We start from the raw sequence: 18,900 nt of genomic DNA, 5'->3' as shown, positions 1-18,900 counted from the left end.
TTGTAGCGCAAGTATGTACGAGGGTTATCGTCATGTATGGCGGGTTGATTATGGAAGAGGGCACTGTTGAGGATATCTTCGAGCGTCCTCGTCACCCATACACGAAGGGATTGCTTCGCTCGATTCCGAAAGTATCGACAGGGACGCGCGAGCGTCTCGCTACGATAGAGGGAACGCCGCCGAACCTGCTACATCCGCCGGAAGGCTGCCCATTTATGGAGCGCTGTCCTTTTGCGATGGACAAGTGCAGACAAATGCCTCCGGTCGTTACGACCGATCCAGGTCATCGTTCGCTGTGCTGGCTTGTGCATGAAGAAGAAGAGCAGCGTCTGGAACGATTGGAGAGGGGGCTGTCAAATGAGTAACCAAAAAGAAGTATTGCTAGACGTGCGTGGACTAAAAAAGTACTTTCCAGCCTCCAAGTCACTGCTCGGCCGTCCACAGAAAGTATTGAAAGCAGTAGATGATGTCAGTTTCCATATTCATAAAGGGGAGACGTTCGGACTTGTCGGTGAATCAGGTTGTGGGAAGTCAACGACAGGACGTTCGATTGTAAGACTATATGATGTAACGGATGGCGAAGTGCAGTTCGATGGTCAAAACATCGCGACAATGAACGAGAAGCAGCTGAAACCGTTCCGCAAGCGAATGCAAACGATATTCCAGGATCCCTATTCTTCGTTGAATCCTGGCATGAACGTGACTCAACTCATTAGTGAACCGATGGCGATCCATGGCGTCGTGAACCGGAAGGATCAGCGTGATATGGTATTGTCACTGCTGGAGAAGGTAGGACTGAAGCAAGAGCATGCGGAACGTTATCCCCATGAGTTCAGTGGTGGTCAGCGTCAACGGATCAGTATTGCGCGTGCATTGTCGGTACGACCTGAGTTCATCTTGTGTGATGAGCCAATCTCGGCGCTTGACGTATCCGTACAAGCTCAAGTGGTGAACATGCTGGAAGACTTGCAGGAAGAGTACGGGTTGACGTATCTGTTCATCGCGCATGACTTATCCATGGTAAGACATATTTCGGATCGGATCGGCGTGATGTACTTGGGCAAGCTGGTCGAGGTCGCTCCTAGCGACGAGTTGTACAACCATCCTGCACACCCTTATACGCAGGCGCTGCTCTCCGCAATTCCTGTACCGGATCCGAAGCAGGCTGGTTCAGCGATCTCGATGCTTCAGGGAGATTTGCCAAGCCCGCTCGCAGATATGCAAGGGTGCAAGTTCGCATCGCGTTGTCCATTCGCCACGGAGCGCTGCCGTCAGGAGGAGCCGAAGTGGCGGGAGATCTCGCCTGGGCACTATGCAGCTTGCCATTTAAATGATGGACAAGTGTAAGTGATGCTATTAAGTAAACTCGTAGCAATTACGAGAGAGGCGTAGGTTTCCTATAGCTAGTATGATATAATGCTAGATATTTGTTAATCTATGCCAATTCACAATTGTGAGGGAGAGTGGAATAGATGTCTACGGAGACTCGGGTATCACAAAGTACCGCGATTATGATAGAACGCGCTCGTCGTAAAGGCATTACCGAAGAGCAGTTGCTGCATGCAGCACGCACAGGAGATGTTAGCGAACTCATTACGATTAATGAAGAGTGGTATACGTTTGACGACTTCGTATCCTATGCGAACGAACATGATGAGCCGCTTGCTCAAGCAATTGCAGAGGGATATCGGATGACATTTAACACGAACAATGGTCTGTCGATATGGCTGCAAGAGCGCTTCGATGTGCAAGAGGGAGAACATTATACCAAGGAAATGGGTCGTATTTCAGGATTGAAGCTGAGTGCAGCTAACATCGATGTAATTCGCTCCTCATTGGCCTTGAACTGGATCGTAGTTGAAGGAGATGCCGCTGCAGACGGAACGAATACGGTAACACTGGTTGTCCGTGCTCTGCTTGAGCAATCATAAGTAGTTAGTAATACGTATTGTGATATAATCGGAATCGTCCATTCTCTCGATGAGAGGGTGGATGATTTTTTTAGTTGGGAATGTATGAGTATCCAATGTAGGGGATGTCGGACGATGATGCAGTATCGAGAATGTGGAAATATTTCATATTCTTCGAGGGTTGTTCTCGTTACCCATTTATAGGATTACTTATTTTGTGTTACAATAGGACTTACGTGATTTTGTGATGAGAGGGCTAACGATATGAGTAAATTATCCGAACAATTAGCGCAAGAGGTAGAGAAGCGTCGTACCTTTGCGATTATTTCTCACCCAGACGCCGGTAAGACGACATTGACAGAGAAGCTGCTCCTGTTCGGTGGCGCCATCCGTCTCGCAGGTACGGTCAAGGCTCGTAAAGCGAGCAAGCATGCAACGAGTGACTGGATGGAAATCGAGAAGCAGCGTGGTATCTCGGTTACGTCATCGGTAATGCAATTTGATTATAACGGGCATCGGGTTAATATTTTGGATACACCAGGTCACCAAGACTTCAGTGAAGATACGTATCGCACATTGACAGCTGCGGATGCTGCCGTCATGTTGATCGACGTTGCGAAGGGTGTCGAGGCACAGACCATTAAGCTGTTCCAAGTATGTGCGAAGCGTGGTATTCCGATCTTTACGTTCATCAACAAGCTCGACCGTGAAGGTCGCAGTCCGTTCGAATTGATGGAAGAGATCGAGCAGGTGCTCGGTATTCGATCCGTGCCAATGAATTGGCCGATTGGTATGGGACGCGGTCTATGCGGCGTATATGATCGCATGAAGAACCAAGTCGAGCTGTTCCAGGATGATAACACGAAGATCAGTGTGAAGAAGGTTGAGGATTACAACGATCCAGCCATTCGCCAAATTGCAGGCGACTATTTGCATGATCAATTGTGTGAAGAGTTGGAGTTGTTAGACGTAGCGGGTGACGAGTTCGATTATGAGAAGGTAAAGCGCGGCGAATTGACACCAGTCTTCTTCGGAAGTGCGGTCAACAATTTCGGTGTGCAGACTTTCTTGGATAACTTCCTTCAGCTTGCTCCGAAGCCAGCTCAGCGCCAATCGACGGAAGGGCCGATTGAGCCGACGAACGAGAAGTTTACGGGCTACATCTTCAAAATTCAAGCGAACATGAACCCTGCCCACCGTGACCGTATTGCCTTCCTACGCATATGCTCCGGTAAGTTCGAACGCGGGATGTCCGTTAAACATGTACGTGCAGGCAAGGAAATTAAGCTTGCGCAGCCACAGCAATTCCTTGCACAGGATCGGGACATCGTGCAAGAAGCATTCCCAGGCGATATTATCGGTCTGTTCGACCCAGGCATTTTCCGAATTGGAGACAGCTTGAGTCAAGGTGGAGAAGTGGTGTTCGATGAGATGCCAACCTTCTCTCCTGAGATTTTTGCCCGAGTGACGGTCAAAAATGCATTGAAACATAAGCAGTATCAAAAAGGCGTCGATCAGTTGACTGAGGAAGGTACAATTCAAGTATTCCATTCCACTGGCGTATTCGATGAGACGATACTAGGCGTAGTCGGTCAGCTCCAATTCGAGGTGTTCGAATATCGGATGAAGGCGGAGTACGGTGTTGATGTGATGATGCAGCGTCTAACGTACCAGTTCGCAAGATGGGTAACAGGCAATCCGAAGGATATTGATCCAACGAAGTTCCGTATCAATTCACAGCTCGTGAAGGACAAGAACGGCAATTTTGTCGCATTGTTTGAGAACGAGTATGCGATGCGTACAGCTATGGACAAAATGCCAGATTTGAAGTTTATGGAGACAGCTCCTTAAGAAAAATAGTCAACAAGAAGCCCGCCAGATTATTGGCGGGCTTTGTCATTATCCCAGACCCACAGGCCTGTATAGGAGGGTAGTACGACACTGCCATCTGTATCTAGTGTGAGGAACTCGCAGGCGGCGGAACCGAAGAACCAGCTGGTGATCTGCTTGGCCTCCTCCATCGAAGGGAAGAGGAAATGCGTGCTTAATTCCATGCGCTCGAACCCGTAGCGTTCTTCTAAGTCTCGAATGTACGTCCGCAAACCAGGGGGCACTTCAGGAGCGGCTACCCCTGTTCCAAGTGTCTCCCATATCGCGATACATCCACCGGGACGCAAAATGCGTCTCAGCTCGTGCATGATGCGATCCAGTAGACTGCTTTGTTCTTCACTTGTATTCCCTTCACAGGCACCATAACAGATTGTCCAGCCTGCTAGAATGAGATCAGCAGAATGATCAGCAAGCGGAAGCTTGTGGTGCAGTGCTTCATGTGTGGACAGCTTAGCGGCTGTAGGGGCGCTTATTCGTCCCAAGGATACATCAAGCCATATATTGTGCTTCAGCTGCTCCAGCATCGCTTCAGATGCGTCATAGGCCACATAGGAACCAGATTGCCAATCTCTGTTGGACATGTCTGCTAATACAGCTCGAGTAAATCTTCCTGTTCCTGCACCAATCTCAATAATCCGCTCATAGTGCCGCTTATTGAGCACTTGCTGTACAGAGTGCCGCCATTCCTGCTCGATATCTTCGTACTGGATCATACGGTCATAATCGGCAGCTTGATGAGCGTAGACGGTGTCATGATCCGGTTTCATTTTCGTCTCCGCTTGTTTGGTTTCTTCCGATTGAGGTGCAAGTGTCACTTTGCGATCTTGGGGTTGGGCGTTAACATCCTGCGCCGATTCGATTGTCACGGCTCTTACACCCTCTCTTTGGAAATTGCCAGCATGTGCATTAAATGATTCAACTGTTCCGCCTTTACCTCGAAGCCTTGCTGCTCTAACCATGTAATTAATCTGGAACGATCAGCGAAATATTCGTCGTGGAGTGCTTCAATCCCTTGCGCGTCCCCTGCAGCTGTTAGCTCGTCAATAAAGGTAGCACGATGAGCCTCGTCCCGGAACATTAGGTCTGCGATTACAATGCGTCCATCAGGATGAAGTAACCGGGTCATCTCGGCAAGGGCGATCTCTTTCTGATCATCGGTTACATGGTGAAGCGCATAGGTTGATATTATGAAGTCAAATGCTTCATCCGCTAACGGCAAAGCCAGCATGTTGCCTTGCAGCAGGCGAATATCCGGCCATTTCTCCCGACATCGCTCGAGCATCGCGTTTGACTGATCAATGCCGGTCATATCTGCCCCCAGGCGCAAGCAGCGGCCAGCCAGATTGCCCGTACCAATCCCAATTTCAAGTCCTCTTTCTCCGGTCTTTGACTCTTGAATCGCCTCAAGACACACCCTGTCAAGAATGGCCTCATAATCGGCATGGACATCCAATGGCCCCGTACCGTTCACTACAGCGTAATCATAATGTCCTGCCTGCTTGTCAAAATTCCAGCGGTCGCTCCAATCACTGCGCAGCTTCTGGTAACGTCGTGATTGTTCGCCAATGGCGTGTAAATCGTTCATCATCATCTCTCCTTGATTCGCTTGATCGGAATCATAGCCGTTAAGCAGCTTGTCAATTTGGCCGAGGAGCCGCTTCAGCTCGGTATATTGCAGGGCTAGCTCTTGCCGCTTTTCTAATAAAAAGGGATGGACAGACGCCATATTTCCTTGATCTGCATCATCAATACAGCAGCGAATCTGCTCGATAGACAAATTCATCTCTCGCAGTGCGCCTATTGTCCGCAGCCGGCTTATATCCATCTCATTGAATACGCGATAGCCATTCTGTTCTTTGGCGAGCGGAGGCAATAGTCCTTTCTGTTCATAGAAGCGTATCGCTCTCGTTGTCATCCCAAGCTGCTCTGCAGCTTCTTGAATTTTCATGGGCATCAGCTCCTTGCTTAGTTATGCCTTCATTGTATCGTTTGACGCAGCGTCAATGTAAAGCGATATGCAAAAAAGACGCAGAACCGTTATCCCTCTATTCAAGGGTAACGGGTTCTGCGTCATTGTGATGTGGATATGCATAATTGCATTTCGTGGATACGGGCGATGTAGATCTGATGATCATTTGCCAACTTGTTCGTCTTGCAGTTTGCTCTGAAGTGTGTCGATAAGCTGCTGACGAGCCTCGCTGCTGCTCGCCTTCCAGATCATTTCGAACAGCACACCCAATCCAGGCAATGCGCGTTCGTCGAAATCGATGGAGCCCTCAATCATATCTACGATATCTTCATCGGGCTTATTTTTTACCTTTTGCACAATGGCTTGACGCAAATTCAATGTGACGGCCACAGGCAGTCCTCCTTCCTTCGCGTGTGCTTGTAAGTAAGTTACCCCGTATAGGGTTGTGAGCAAGGCGATTAGTCAGACATAGTCTGGCTTGGTTCTGTTTGGGCATGTGAGCCCTACAGCATCCCATGCAAGATGCAATCAAGCTCTACAACACTTGTGGGGCAAAACAGCTTCATGCTATAACATTCCCTGAGACGAGGACAGTCATTCAAGGAAGGATTCGCGTTTCACCTACATAGATGGGCATGCTATAATGAAGGGTATAGAATGTTGTCGGAAAATGGGGAAGGTGAACCTATGGGTGCCAAAAAACAATTTGCCATAATCGGTATGGGCCGATTTGGCACAAGTATTGCAAACAGCTTAAGCAAAATGGGATTTGAAGTGCTTGCTATTGATTCCAGCGAGCAGAAAATACAGGATGTAGCAAATATGGTTACGCATGCGGTGTCCGCGGAATGTACGGACGAGGAAGCGCTGAAAGCGCTTGGTGTCCGCAACTTTGACGTGGTCGTTGTTGCCATCGGGCAAGATATACAGGCAAGCATCTTGACTACACTCATCTTGAAGGACTTGGGCGTGCCGACGATTGTTGCCAAGGCGCAGAATGAACTGCACGGCAAAGTATTAAGCAAAATTGGTGCTGACAAGGTCGTGTTCCCTGAACGTGATATGGGAATGCGCGTTGCGCATAACCTGATTTCACCGAATATTTTGGATTATATTGAGTTGTCGGATGACCATAGTATCGTGGAGATTCGTGCGACGCCGCTTATGATCGGCAAGAACTTGAAGGAACTTGATATCCGCGCGAGATATGGGTGCAACGTCATGGCAATTAAGAACAACGGCAAGACTAACATTTCTCCATATGCAGAAGATCGCATCAAAGAAGGAGACGTGCTTGTCATTATTGGGCAGAACGAACATTTGAATACGATGGAGCTGGCATTTTCGGAATCATGAGAGAACCATTGAGCATTACATCGATACAGAATAATAAAGTAAAGGGCTGGGTACAGCTAAAAGAACGGAAGCACCGCAACCGTGAAGGCTTGTTCATCGTGGAAGGAATCCATCTTGTATTGGAGGCACTGCGCTCTGAAATGCAGGTAGATGTCGTGGCGTATGACATGGACAGCGGAATACCACAGGAGTTGGAGCCATTCTACTTGCAAGAAAAGGGGGGGCTATCTTCCTCTGGTCGTGCTCTGGGCACGGAGTGGATTGCAGTGACGGATGCGATCATACGCAAATGCAGTGATACTGAGACCCCGCAGCCTGTCTTCGCTATTGTCCATAAGCCTGCTGCATCGGTAGATAGCTTGCTTGCATCACCGAACTCGCTCGTTGTTGTTGTGGATGGCGTACAGGATCCTGGCAATCTAGGAACGATTATTCGTACCGCAGATGCGGTTGGCGCAGATGGTGTCGTCATTGGTAAAGGAACTGTTGATCTATACAATTCGAAGACGATTCGTTCGACGATGGGCTCGCTATTTCACTTGCCGGTTGTAGAGGGGGATTTAGCTGAGCTGCTTCCTGCTGCGCAAGCAAGCGGGGTTCGATTAGCCAGCACGAGCTTGCAGGCAACACACTCCTGCTATAGCTATGACTATTGCCCGGCGACATGGCTTGTCGTTGGCAATGAGGGGCAAGGCGTCTCTCAGAACGTGCAATCGCTCGTGGACGATACGATTATTATTCCAATGCGTGGGCAGGCGGAATCGCTGAATGTAGCCATGGCTACTACGGTACTGCTGTATGAGGCGATGAGGCAGCGTCATTACTCGCAATAGATCCTGTGGATTGGTATAAATGAATATCCCTATAAAATAGTATTTGAATAGAAAGAGACTGGAAAAGGATTGATTTACTGCGCGTTCCTTTGTCCAGTCTTTTTGCATTACTCTACGAAGATGATGAATTTGTCTATACCCACGCCGGATTAAATCCTCATGAGCCGTTACATCAACAGAATAGAAGTATACTTTGGATGTCAGAGTCGGATTTTTACAGCATACCGAGATCTATTCTGCAGAGGTTGACCGACAACAAGCCTATCGTTCATGGCCATACCCCAGTAGAGCGAATCTATTTTGACGGAGTTCGTCTGAATTGCGACATGGGTTCGAATACGTACTCGATTAAAGAGGAGCGGGGATTAGGTTTAGTCAATGTGCGTGAATTGACCTATATCGTCTATAAGACAGCTCTAAAAAAAATGGAAACACGCAATGTTAACCGCATGTAGTAAATATATCCATTCATATGCTCCTATTATCATACATATATGTATGATATTTTCCATTATTTGATTATCTATCAATGTTCTCATTTTTGCTAGGATTAAAGATAGTGCAATCTATCATCTCTAGTAAAGTGAGGATATCGAAGTGACCTTTCGTCGCAAAATTGTATTGTTAACGGCTATGGCCGCGATGTTTATAACCGGAAGCTTGGCATGGGGAGAATCGAAGAGTGCAGGCTCAGGTTTACCATTCGATGATATTGCTGGTCTATACGGGCAGCAGGATATTGTCACCTTATATAAGAAAGGCATTGTGAACGGGTCTGGTAATCGACGCTATGAACCGGAGAAATCTGTGACCCGAGCGGAGTTAATCAGCATGATCAATCGAATGTTTAATTTGCACCCCGTTGCAAGTGACATTTCTGCCTATGATGACGTGCCGCGCAGCGCTTGGTACTATGGTGCGGTTCAAGCTGGGTCATTGCTGCATTTGGTACAGGGAACAGGGGAGAGAAGCTTCCAGCCGCAGCAGCCTGTAACTCGCCAGGAAGCAGCCGCAATGATTGTACGTGCCTTCAAGCAATCAGCGATATCCGGCTCTGGCGTATTGTCTTATCCAGATTCATCGCGTATTGCGAAATGGGCAGTACCGTATGTAAGCATCATGCAAAAGCTGAACCTTATGACCGGTGACGATGAAGGGTTCCGGCCAAATGATCCGCTGACCCGGCAGGAGACGGCCGTCGTATTGAATCGGGCGCTTCAACGTCCTGATTGGTCGAAGGCTCTGACGAAGACCCCACCGAAGCGCATCGAGATGGGATGGATGCATGAGCTTACCACGCAGCAGTATATAGAGAAGGTTTCGGGATCAACCGTTAATACATTATCGCCAAGATGGTATTTCCTTGATGCGAAGCAGACGGTTTCGGATCAAACCGACAAGGCGCTCCTATCGTGGGCGAAGCAGCATGGCAAGCAGGTGTGGGCGCTTGTAGGCAATCGCTTCAATGCGGATTTGACGCATCAGGTGCTTACGGATCCGACGAAGAAGAATGCGGTCATTGCGAAGCTGTCGGGCTTTGTGAAGACATATGGGTTAGATGGTTTAAATCTTGATTTTGAAAATGTGCGACCAGATGATAAACAGGCCTTAACCGTGTTCGTGTCGGAACTGGCGGCTAAGCTGCATCAACAGAAGGCAGTCCTATCTATTGATGTGTCTCCTGATTTGGGGACAGATTGGACGGAGGCGTTTGACTATGCAGCACTTGGCAAGTCTGCGGATTATATGGTTCTGATGAGTTACGATGAGCACTGGGATGGTGCGCCAAATGCGGGATCCGTGTCTTCGCTACCATGGGTGCAGCGCGCGCTGGATAAACTGCTGGAGTCGGTGCCAGCTAACAAAGTCATCGTAGCACTTCCCTTCTATACGAGAGATTGGGCGATCAAAGAAAAAGGGGTTACTTCCCGTGAAATGACATTGAACGAGCAAGGTGAGCTGCTTCGTTCCCGCAAGGTCAACTGGGATGACCGAACATCACAGTATATCGCAGACTTCATGGATCGAGGAATAAGACATCAAGTGTGGGCAGAAGAAAGCCGCTCCCTGAGTTCGAAGTATGCAATGGCGAGCAAGCGCAATGTAGCGGGGTTTGCATATTGGTATGTTGGTGCTGAGACGAACGATGTATGGAAGGCACTAGATAATCAGTGGAGATATTCTCATTTGCAGTTATGGCCTTTATATTGATTGGTTTATGTCCCTATAGAGGTTGACAGCCTCTACCAATGCAATATATGTTATTCATTAGGAGATAGTGGAAGGGGCATTCATTCATTCCAGCTAGTCTGTAAAGTGAGTTCAATGAGATTGCGCAGAACCCCTTTATTTTTAACAAGGGATAAGTCTGCCCATTGGAGCCATTACGGGAACGCGCCTATGTAAAGTCATACAAAAGCGGAGCCTTTATATGGAGGCTTCGCTTTTTTAGTTATTACGAATTCTATCTCCAGCAGTAATATGAAGTACAAGCGTTTCCCTGATGAACAGCATAGGAGGGGAGTACATGAATATTCAACCGTTATCGTCGTGCAATCAAGAAATCAGCTTTCAGCTGAGTGAATATATGGAGGATCTATCCAAGTGCGGCTATTTTAATGGAGCCGTCTTAGTGGCACGGCACGGTCAAATCTTGCTGCGGCAAGGTTATGGCATGGCAAATTTCGAGCATGAAGTCCGCAATTCGTCATCGACAAAGTTTCGAATCGGTTCAATCGCCAAATCATTTACCGCTGTTGCTATCCTGCAATTGCAAGAAAAAAAGATGTTACATGTAAATGATTGTATTGGAACGTACCTGCCAAACTATCCTAACGGCAGCATCATTACGATTCATCATTTATTGAGCCATAGCTCGGGAATACCTGATTTTACGTCTTTTGCGGACTACTGGGGCACTACGATGAAACTGTTTTCTCCTTTAGAAGAAACGATGCGCTTGTTCCGAGATCGGCCTTTGGAGTTTGAGCCAGGCGAAGATTGGAGATATACGAGCTCGTCTTATATTTTATTGAGCGCCATTATTGAAAAGGTGTCTGGGGTAACCTATGGAGCATATATATCCAATAATATTTGCTGCCCGCTTGGCATGAATGATACGGGAGTGGAAGAGGGGCGAACTATTCTGAAACATTTTGCTTCCGGATACTCCGTATGTAAAGATATTATCCCTGCAGAATATGTAGACATGTCCCTTCATTTGGGAGCTGGTGGGATGTATTCGACGGTAGAAGATCTGTACTTGTGGGATCGTACCCTTTATACGGACACATTAGTGGGGCAAGCTTCGCGGGACATGATGTTCAGCGAATATACTCCGTATTGCGGCAGTTATGGTTGGGTGGTGGGCAGCATGCTCATCAACCATAAATCGCGGAAGCGAATCGGTCATGTCGGAAGCATGAATGGGTTTGTAGCATATATGAATCGCTATACTGATGATGATTTGGTCGTAATTACGCTGAGTAATATCAGCATGACACCGATCGGGATTATAAATGATCATTTGGCTAAAATTGCTCTTGGTGAATCATTGGAAGGTCCGAAACCTGTTAGTCCTATTCAAGTTGAGATGAACGAGATGCAGCGTTATGTTGGTGTGTATGTATTTGAAGGGGATATGGGATGCACTCGATCAATCAAGGGAAATACGAGGAATTTGATTGAAAGAATCGCCACTATGGACGCCGGCTCCATTTCAGTTGGACGATTTTATAAATTGTTCGATGAGTATGGAATTGACAACAGGAGTAGCATGATTGTGACCTGCGAGCAGAAGCGGTTATATTTATTTATGCCGAAGAACCATGGTGCATGGTTTAAATATGAACTTGTACCAATAGCGCGACAGATCCATTCCACGGTTTGGATTGCCAAAAATATCGACGAGAAAATCGTTTTCAACATTGAGCAAAACGGATCAATCCGACTCATTCATACCGATGTGCAAGGGATCGATAGGATTGCCAGCCAGGTCAAATAACATAGGATATATGGGACATCAAATTTAGCCCGCTATAATATGTTAACCGTCACTCCAGTGCATGCACGGATGTGACGGTTTTTTCTCTTATGCTTGCAGTTTGACGCATCCGCATGTCGCAACGCCCCCTTTTCATTACCTCTTCCAGCTTAAATGGTACCACTCACCCTTCATATACGTAATTTTCCAAATCAATATTATATAATGATGTCGAAAGGAGGGGCGAGGGGCGAGATGAAGATTAGGGTTCAAATCGATGACAGCATCGGAGAGGATGAAATCATCATTCGCTGTCGAGAACTGAATGCGGATGTACAGCGTCTGCTTGAGCAGATTCAGTTGCTGCAGCAGTCCACGCTTCGGCACATGATCGGAACCGATAAAGATCGGCAATATGTGTTGGATGTGAAGGAATTTCCTACTTCGAGACACAGGGGGATTACGTATTTGCGGTTCAAGGCAAGAAGCAGTTCAGGCTTAGCTTCCGCTTGTATGAACTGGAGCAGCAGTTCCCGCAGGATCGGTTCATGCGCGTCTCCAAATCAGTCATCCTGAACATAATATCGCACATATCGAACCGACGCTGGGAACGCCATTTTTAGCGGAGCTGAGGGATGGTGCGGATTCGGTATATATATCAAGACAATACATTAAGGCGTTGCGCAATAAAATTATGGGGGGATGATCAATGTCCAGAATATGGAGAATGATGATGACTGGTATGCTGTTAGGCAGTATGCTGATGTATGTGGAGGCATGGAGGCTTGCAACGATAGAGAATGAGCTTGTAGCCAATACGTTTGTTGGTTTTGTGAAATATTGGATGGCAACCATTGGCATCGGGATTTGCTGCGGTCTCACTTCCTATGTGTACTCGATTCAAAATATCTCTTATAAGTGGAAGAAGGCTTTGCAGGTATTCCTTATTATTGCAGTACTTATTGGAGCTTCATTGCTCCTAACAACGATGTGGCAGGACATTGCCCGTAATGTAGGCTTAGGGCTTCTTATTTTTGCAGTGTTCTGGTCGATTGATCACATCGGTACAAGAAGCTCTGCGATGAGATCAATAAGCAGTTAAAATAGCTGGATTCACACGTTCGAATTCTTCTTTTTTCCCTTGTGCAAGCATACACTGAGAACGTACAGGCTGCTCGTTGCACCGACCGGAAGGGGGAATCGGATGTGAACAGGTGGCGTTCGAGCGGGTTCCGTGCGCGGCGATGGAGATGGCCGAAAATATCTTGGAGCAAACGCCGTCCAGGCTGGAAATCGCCAGGATGGCGTCCACGGTCAAGGATGCCAGTTGCAAGTCAATCAGATGCAAAAAATGCATCATCAGGCTGGAGCAGCAGACAGTCGAAGCCGAAGCGGAAGCGGAGAGCTTTCTTCATTGCACTCGTCATCATTACGCTGTTGACAGTGCAATTGTTCGTCTACGTGGATAGAAATGTGAAGGGGCCGCTCATGCATTTGGCTAAAATTCGTGTAAAGCAAATTGCGACACAGGCCATTAACCGAGCGATTACCGATCAGGTGATGCGTGGGCGAGAACTCGATAAGCTGATTGAATGGAAAACCGATTCACGTGGTAAAGTGACAAGCTTCGTCTTGAATTACAACGAGCATATGCGGATTACCTCCGAAACAGTAGATATTGTAGAGTCCTCGCTTAAAAATATTCATGAAATTAGTGACAAGATTCCGCTTGGTCAAGCGCTGGGCAGTCCACTGATCGCTTCCTTCGGTCCACGTATACCGGTTAAGATGGAGCCGCAGGGTGCGGTTAAGGTGGAGTTGAATACCCGCCCTATGGACGTTGGCATCAATATGGTACTGGTTGAGGTGTATATAAAGGTGACGGAAGAGGTCGCGATTGTCATTCCATTCGATCTGGAACCTGAAGTGGTTGAAACCCAAATTCCAATCTCCTATTTGCTCGTCGTAGGGGATGTTCCAATGTACTATTATGATGGCAAGGGTCAGCCAGTGGGAGCGAATCGGGAGAAAGCCCCTGCCTTGTCGTTGCCTATGCAGTCGGTTCCAAGCAGCGGAGGAAGCGGAAGTATTTCTGGCAGCAAGCAGGAAGGGATTACAGTTCCAGCACAGACTGAAACGCATGCTGATCCGACAGCTCCGGTCGAGACTGGTGATGTGCAGCAGCATGTCGGTAACGGTAATACTGGGCCGTGATCGGATTATGGCGCACAAAGATATGAAATGAAAAGTATGATGAGGATGTATGAGATAAAGGGTGCATGCGTCTGTATCAAATGCGGATTGGAATGTGTATGGGATTCGTATATGAAGTAGGGGCACATTCATCGGTACAGCCGAAAAATGTGCCCTTTTTGCTTTATTTAGAACCCAATCGTTAGCGCCGCTTGGAATTCAGCCGCTTGCGTTTATCGGATTGTTCCCACTGGTACAGAAGCGGGTACGGATCGAACGCGTACTCGACTAAGCCGCGATCGCGATATGCGCCATAGTGGAGATGCGGAGGGAACTTGCCTGATGTGCCAGGCTTGCCATATCCTGAGCTGCCAACCCATCCTACTATCTGACCCGGGGTGACGATATCGCCAACCTTAATATGTTTCTCATAACCAGACAGGTGGGCGTAATAATGATAAATGTTATTCAGATCACGTATGCCAATCCGCCAGCCGCCGTAACGGTTCCAGCCTTTCACCTCAACGATGCCGTAGCAGGTGCTGCGCACAGGAACCCCATATCCGGCAAAGATATCGGTGCCTTCATGAATACGATATCCCCCGTAATGCCGTCCCATTCCAAAAGTACTTCGATAAGAATAGGAGCTTCCAAGAGGCAATGGGAAAGTGTACTCGAACAGATCTACTTTATCGAAATGCTCGAAAATCCGCGCATACTGCTGGACACGCTGAACAGCACGTGGATTGGAATAATAATGCCACAGTCCATTGCCGAAATCTTCGACATTAGGCCCATAGGCTCCAATGATCGAAGCGACGCTGTAGAGCAAGTCCACATCATTCGAGGCGTCCGCACGCTTGTCCCCGGAACCGTCGCGTCCAATACCTCTAAAGATAGATATCGACTTCGGGTTGTCATCATTGATATCCGGGTTCAGCATGCCAGCCCATTTACGGGGATCCACATATACGCCTGTTAGTCGATCCGGATGTTTACGCTGTTTTGGGTTGGCTTTGGTCAACGCCCGCTCGTACTGGTCGATGGCAGCTAATCGGTACCAAGGGATTCCGGTCAGTATCGACATTTGCTCATATAAATTTCGACGCTCTTTCCATACATCCACTGCCGGGGATGGTGCCTGACCAGAATCTTTGGCAGCTCCAGACTGCTGGCTAGACTGATTCTTCTGCTGCTGTGAACCAGACGGAGCGGCATGAACCGACACCGCCGAATGTGGTGTCATCAGCCCCAGCCATAAGGCAAGTCCTGCACATATATAAGATGGAGCTTGTCTCATGTCTTCATTTCCTCCTTATTCCATACCTGAAAAGGTTGATTTAATGTTAGAATGTGCGTAAATGGCCTTTTTATCCAAGCAATGGACACGCAGGTATAGATTTTGAAGGGTTCATGGTATAATACAGAATTAGGTCAAGGTTAAGCGAACAAGAAGGAAGGTAGACTCCATGAAAACGAGAGAGCAGAAGCAGAAACCAGATTGGATACGCATCAAGCTGACTACGGGAGAGAACTATTCCGAGATCAAAGATATGATGCGCTCCAAAACGTTGCACACCGTATGCGAGGAAGCGCGTTGTCCGAACATTTATGAATGTTGGGCGAATCGTACGGCGACGTTTATGATTTTGGGAGACATCTGCACTCGTGCTTGCCGCTTCTGTGCGGTCAATACCGGCATGCCGACGGAATTGGACTTGCAGGAGCCAGAACGCGTAGCAGAAGCTGCAGAGCGCATGGGCTTGCGCCATTGTGTCGTTACATCCGTAGCCAGAGACGATTTGAATGATGGAGGAGCATCGATCTTTGCAGAGACGATCCGGGCGCTACGTCGCCGATTGCCACTCTGCAGTGTGGAAGTGCTTATCCCGGACTTCATGGGTAATTGGGATGCACTTAAGTTGGTTATGGACGCAAAGCCAGACATTCTCAATCATAACGTCGAGACGGTAGAACGGTTGTCCGACCGTGTACGTGCGAAGGCGAAGTATGAACGCACACTTGAATTGTTGAAGCGTGCGAAGGAAATGCAGCCGAACATTCCTACGAAATCCAGCATTATGCTTGGCGTGGGGGAAGAATGGGATGAAATCTTGCAGACAATGGACGATCTTCGCGCCGTTGATTGCAACATTATGACAATTGGACAGTATTTACAGCCGACGAAGAAACACTTGTTCGTCGAGAAATATTACACTCCAGAACAATTTGCAGAGCTGAAGAACGAAGGATTGAAGCGTGGGTTCAGCCATGTGGAATCGGGACCGCTTGTCCGCAGTTCCTACCATGCGCATGAACAAGTCCAGTCCGCTCATAAGTCCATGGCTACACAAGCGTAATCGTGTTGTTAGCCGCTGGCGATGAGACGGAGTTCGCCTAAAGAGTGACCGTTCGAGAAGCCGATGTTCAGCAGCCAGAAAATGCATCATCTACTTGATGTCCCAGTCTCCTTACAAGTTGTTAGCGACTTGTAAGGAGCAGTAGCGGCAATCGGGAGGAGAGGGAGCATGCAGGCCTCTATGTTATGGGAACAACCTCGATAAAGCGCGCTCCTCCGTTCGTGCTTGAGCCTGCTGCGGCAGGGGAAGGGGGAATCACGGACGTGATTCAAATTGGAGGCAGATCGTACGAAGTCATTCATGAGTACAAGAACGCATGGAATCCGGAAGCATTCAAGGGGCGCTTTAGCGAAGTACTAGAACGGTATGATTACATTCTAGGGGATTGGGGATACAATCAGCTTCGCCTCAAAGGCTTCTTCCGTGACACTCATGCGAAATCCACTAAGGATAGCGCCTTGTCCGGAATGATGGATTACATTAATGAATATTGCAATTTCGGATGCGCCTATTTCATATTGGAGAGGGTAGGCAACAAGGATGTCCGTGTTAGGACTGCTGGAGAGCAGGGAGATGAAGCAGAACAAGAAGGTGCAGCAGCATTGGAAGCGCCTACTGCAGATTTGCCGCCGCAGCAACCGAAGCAGGGGATTGTACTCCAGCCGAAGCAAAATAATCAGGATGCAGCAGCAGAACCAGCTGCGAAGCCATCTTCGTCTGAGCGTAAGCCTCGTCATTCGCGCAATCGCAATAAGCAGAATCATGGCAAAGGCGGTACAGCGAATCAAGCAGGTGCGCAGCCGCGACCTGCTGCGGAATCAAAGGAACGGGCAGAGCGGGTAGATCGCACACCTAAAGAAGTGCGTTCCTAAGCAGACACAGCATATACCATAATAGATGGACTTACCGGCACCGCTTCTCATCAGTTCAAGATGAGGAGCGGTGCCGTTTGCATGAATAGGACATAGCAACGCCCGCCGTCCAGTGAACAGCGGGCAATGTGAAGTTGAACTTATACGTTATAACAGCCGTGCTCGTCATATCCGAGGAAGGCTTCACGCACCCGATTCCAGAACGGGAATGGACGATAGCGAATAAATGTTACCTTCTGATCGGCGACTCTACAGCGTATGGAACACAGCTGCTCCAACGGAATGTTGATGTGATCAACCGTCAGGAGCAATTTCTGCTTCTTCTGAGAATGGATGTCGCAATGATGATGCTTCGGCAAAATAAGCGACGATCCAAGCGTACGATACACACGGTTGTTGATGGATGAAATCTCAGCAAGTTGAATCGATGGGATCGAGGGATGAACCATAGCCCCACCGAGACTCTTATTGTAAGCTGTACTTCCAGACGGAGTAGATACGCACACTCCATCTCCACGGAACATTTCGAACAGTTCGTCATTAATATCAATTTGAGCGACGAGCGTATTTTCTACCCCTTTAAGCGTAAACTCATTCAATGCGATGTATGTCTTGTTGGAGCCGTTGTCATGAGTAGCGACTTGCAGCTCAATTAGTGGATACTTGACGATGCGCGGTGATATTTGGTCTTGGGTTCGATTATCTGCAATCAACTGAACGAGCATCTCAATTTCATCTGGCTTCCAATCCGCGTAAAACCCGAGGTGGCCGGTATGGATGCCAACAAATGCAAGTTGATCAAGCTGATCGATGTATCGATGGAACGCTTGAAGCATCGTGCCGTCTCCGCCTATGGATAATACAATATTCGGTTCGTCATCATCACGTACTAGGCCCCGATCGTTGGCCAGTTGGTGGAACGTGTCGGCTAATGCGGCAGATACGTCGTCTCCCCGGTTCATTACTGCGTACTTCAAGGCGTTGGCTCCTTTGCACTGCTTTTCATTAAGATTTATAACGAGTATATCCAATTCCATATTATACGTTCCACATCTGGAATACAATCGCCATTTCATCTGAAGCAGTTTAGCCGTTCTTTTATCTGCCCATTCGATGGAAGTATCGAAGCAATCCAACAGCCGCTGATCCGATAATCAATACAAAGATAATGGCCGAGGCTGCTAGAAGACCGGTATGCGTGGCTGACCATGCTGTATTCCATACTTTTGTTGGAATTATGTTGTGGTCTAAGTCAGACAGCCACGTAGGGAGCAAGGATTGTACCGTTCTTGTGTGGAGCAGCGGATACAGGACAAAAGCGGCGAATGCGGCAAGGAAGCTGTGAATGAGTCTGGAAACAAAGAAAGGAATATATCGTAAATCACACTGATTCATAATACTAACGATTTGGGCATGGACAGACAATCCACCCCATGACAAAATCCAAGCTGCGGCTACCACTTGTGCATGAGTGCCAGCTGAGTCCGCGGCTCCAGCGCCCTTAGCGCCAAGTGTCACCTCAAATATTCCACCGG

General features: G+C 48.0%; 18 protein-coding genes and 2 pseudogenes. 14 read left to right on the top strand and 6 right to left on the bottom strand.

All coding sequences use genetic code 11. The annotated features are described in order from the left end of the window. The 4 genes from AZ66_RS16160 to AZ66_RS16145 form a co-directional block, all read left to right on the top strand. A partial coding sequence (locus AZ66_RS16160) for an oligopeptide/dipeptide ABC transporter ATP-binding protein (protein ID WP_044355761.1) occupies positions 1–365 on the top strand: 365 nt, incomplete at its 5' end. After that, a complete protein-coding gene (locus AZ66_RS16155; RefSeq protein WP_044355753.1) occupies positions 358–1,347 on the top strand; it encodes an ABC transporter ATP-binding protein in 990 nt (329 codons plus the stop codon). The genes AZ66_RS16160 and AZ66_RS16155, both read left to right, overlap by 8 nt. A gap of 125 nt (positions 1,348–1,472) precedes the next feature. Then, complete coding sequence (locus AZ66_RS16150) at positions 1,473–1,931, top strand: hypothetical protein (protein WP_021258615.1); 459 nt, start codon at positions 1,473–1,475, stop codon at positions 1,929–1,931. A 243-nt stretch (positions 1,932–2,174) separates the two neighbouring features. Next, positions 2,175–3,761 carry a peptide chain release factor 3 gene (locus AZ66_RS16145; RefSeq protein ID WP_021258614.1) on the top strand — a complete coding sequence of 529 codons (1,587 nt, stop codon included), beginning with the start codon at positions 2,175–2,177 and terminating at the stop codon, positions 3,759–3,761. Positions 3,762–3,790: 29 nt separating this feature from the next. Here AZ66_RS16145 and AZ66_RS29930 read toward each other — a convergent pair whose 3' ends face one another. The 3 genes from AZ66_RS29930 to sspI form a co-directional block, all read right to left on the bottom strand. Further along, positions 3,791–4,666, bottom strand: a complete 876-nt coding sequence (locus AZ66_RS29930) for a class I SAM-dependent methyltransferase (protein ID WP_052648555.1) — start codon at positions 4,664–4,666, stop codon at positions 3,791–3,793. Between the two features lie 5 nt (positions 4,667–4,671). After that, positions 4,672–5,748, bottom strand: a complete 1,077-nt coding sequence (locus AZ66_RS16135; RefSeq protein ID WP_044355752.1) for a methyltransferase domain-containing protein — start codon at positions 5,746–5,748, stop codon at positions 4,672–4,674. Positions 5,749–5,931: 183 nt separating this feature from the next. Further along, positions 5,932–6,159: a small acid-soluble spore protein SspI gene (sspI, locus tag AZ66_RS16130; protein WP_021258611.1), complete on the bottom strand. Its 228-nt coding sequence runs from the start codon at positions 6,157–6,159 to the stop codon at positions 5,932–5,934. A 297-nt stretch (positions 6,160–6,456) separates the two neighbouring features. Between sspI and AZ66_RS16125 the strand changes: the two genes are divergently transcribed. The 8 genes from AZ66_RS16125 to yunB all read left to right on the top strand — a co-directional run bounded on the left by AZ66_RS16125 (position 6,457) and on the right by yunB (position 14,154). After that, positions 6,457–7,125: a potassium channel family protein gene (locus AZ66_RS16125; protein WP_021258610.1), complete on the top strand. Its 669-nt coding sequence runs from the start codon at positions 6,457–6,459 to the stop codon at positions 7,123–7,125. Next, positions 7,122–7,958 (top strand): TrmH family RNA methyltransferase, encoded by an 837-nt coding sequence (locus AZ66_RS16120; protein WP_156159985.1) that lies wholly within the window; start codon positions 7,122–7,124, stop codon positions 7,956–7,958. The genes AZ66_RS16125 and AZ66_RS16120 overlap by 4 nt, the downstream gene beginning before the upstream one ends. A gap of 197 nt (positions 7,959–8,155) precedes the next feature. Next, positions 8,156–8,413, top strand: a complete 258-nt coding sequence (locus AZ66_RS16115; RefSeq protein WP_052648554.1) for a hypothetical protein — start codon at positions 8,156–8,158, stop codon at positions 8,411–8,413. Between the two features lie 142 nt (positions 8,414–8,555). Then, the gene (locus AZ66_RS16110; protein ID WP_052648553.1) at positions 8,556–10,169 is read left to right on the top strand and encodes an S-layer homology domain-containing protein; all 1,614 of its coding nucleotides are present in this window, start codon (positions 8,556–8,558) and stop codon (positions 10,167–10,169) included. Between the two features lie 316 nt (positions 10,170–10,485). Beyond that, positions 10,486–11,961, top strand: coding sequence for a serine hydrolase domain-containing protein (locus tag AZ66_RS16105; RefSeq protein ID WP_052648552.1), 1,476 nt, complete (start codon positions 10,486–10,488; stop codon positions 11,959–11,961). Positions 11,962–12,353: 392 nt separating this feature from the next. Then, entirely contained in the window at positions 12,354–12,563 is a 210-nt protein-coding gene (locus AZ66_RS33795) for a LytTR family DNA-binding domain-containing protein (RefSeq protein WP_082061611.1), read from the top strand. An 86-nt stretch (positions 12,564–12,649) separates the two neighbouring features. Then, complete coding sequence (locus AZ66_RS16095) at positions 12,650–13,042, top strand: hypothetical protein (RefSeq protein WP_156159984.1); 393 nt, start codon at positions 12,650–12,652, stop codon at positions 13,040–13,042. 104 nt (positions 13,043–13,146) lie between these two features. After that, a complete protein-coding gene (gene yunB / locus AZ66_RS16090; RefSeq protein ID WP_036619068.1) occupies positions 13,147–14,154 on the top strand; it encodes a sporulation protein YunB in 1,008 nt (335 codons plus the stop codon). A 181-nt stretch (positions 14,155–14,335) separates the two neighbouring features. On the opposite strand, the gene AZ66_RS16085 is transcribed toward yunB, so the two are convergent. Next, the gene (locus tag AZ66_RS16085; RefSeq protein ID WP_021258605.1) at positions 14,336–15,433 is read right to left on the bottom strand and encodes a M23 family metallopeptidase; all 1,098 of its coding nucleotides are present in this window, start codon (positions 15,431–15,433) and stop codon (positions 14,336–14,338) included. Positions 15,434–15,590: 157 nt separating this feature from the next. On the opposite strand from AZ66_RS16085, the pseudogene lipA reads away from it, so the two are divergent. Then, a pseudogene (gene lipA, locus AZ66_RS16080) lies at positions 15,591–16,493 on the top strand (lipoyl synthase); the annotation flags it as partial. A gap of 185 nt (positions 16,494–16,678) precedes the next feature. Then, on the top strand, positions 16,679–17,365 hold the full coding sequence (locus tag AZ66_RS16075) for a YutD family protein (RefSeq protein WP_082061610.1): 687 nt from the start codon (positions 16,679–16,681) through the stop codon (positions 17,363–17,365). A 140-nt stretch (positions 17,366–17,505) separates the two neighbouring features. Here the strand turns inward: AZ66_RS16075 and AZ66_RS16070 are convergent, their stop codons facing one another. Continuing rightward, positions 17,506–18,342 carry an NAD kinase gene (locus AZ66_RS16070; RefSeq protein WP_021254271.1) on the bottom strand — a complete coding sequence of 279 codons (837 nt, stop codon included), beginning with the start codon at positions 18,340–18,342 and terminating at the stop codon, positions 17,506–17,508. Between the two features lie 121 nt (positions 18,343–18,463). Continuing rightward, positions 18,464–18,900 (bottom strand): annotated as a pseudogene (locus tag AZ66_RS31920) (sporulation integral membrane protein YlbJ); the annotation flags it as partial.

The sequence above is a fragment of the Paenibacillus sp. E194 genome (genome assembly GCF_000935845.1).
Classification (GTDB): domain Bacteria; phylum Bacillota; class Bacilli; order Paenibacillales; family Paenibacillaceae; genus Paenibacillus_B; species Paenibacillus_B alvei_B.
The sequence above is the reverse complement of the archived record's forward strand: the minus strand, read 5'-3'. Positions and strand labels throughout refer to the sequence as shown.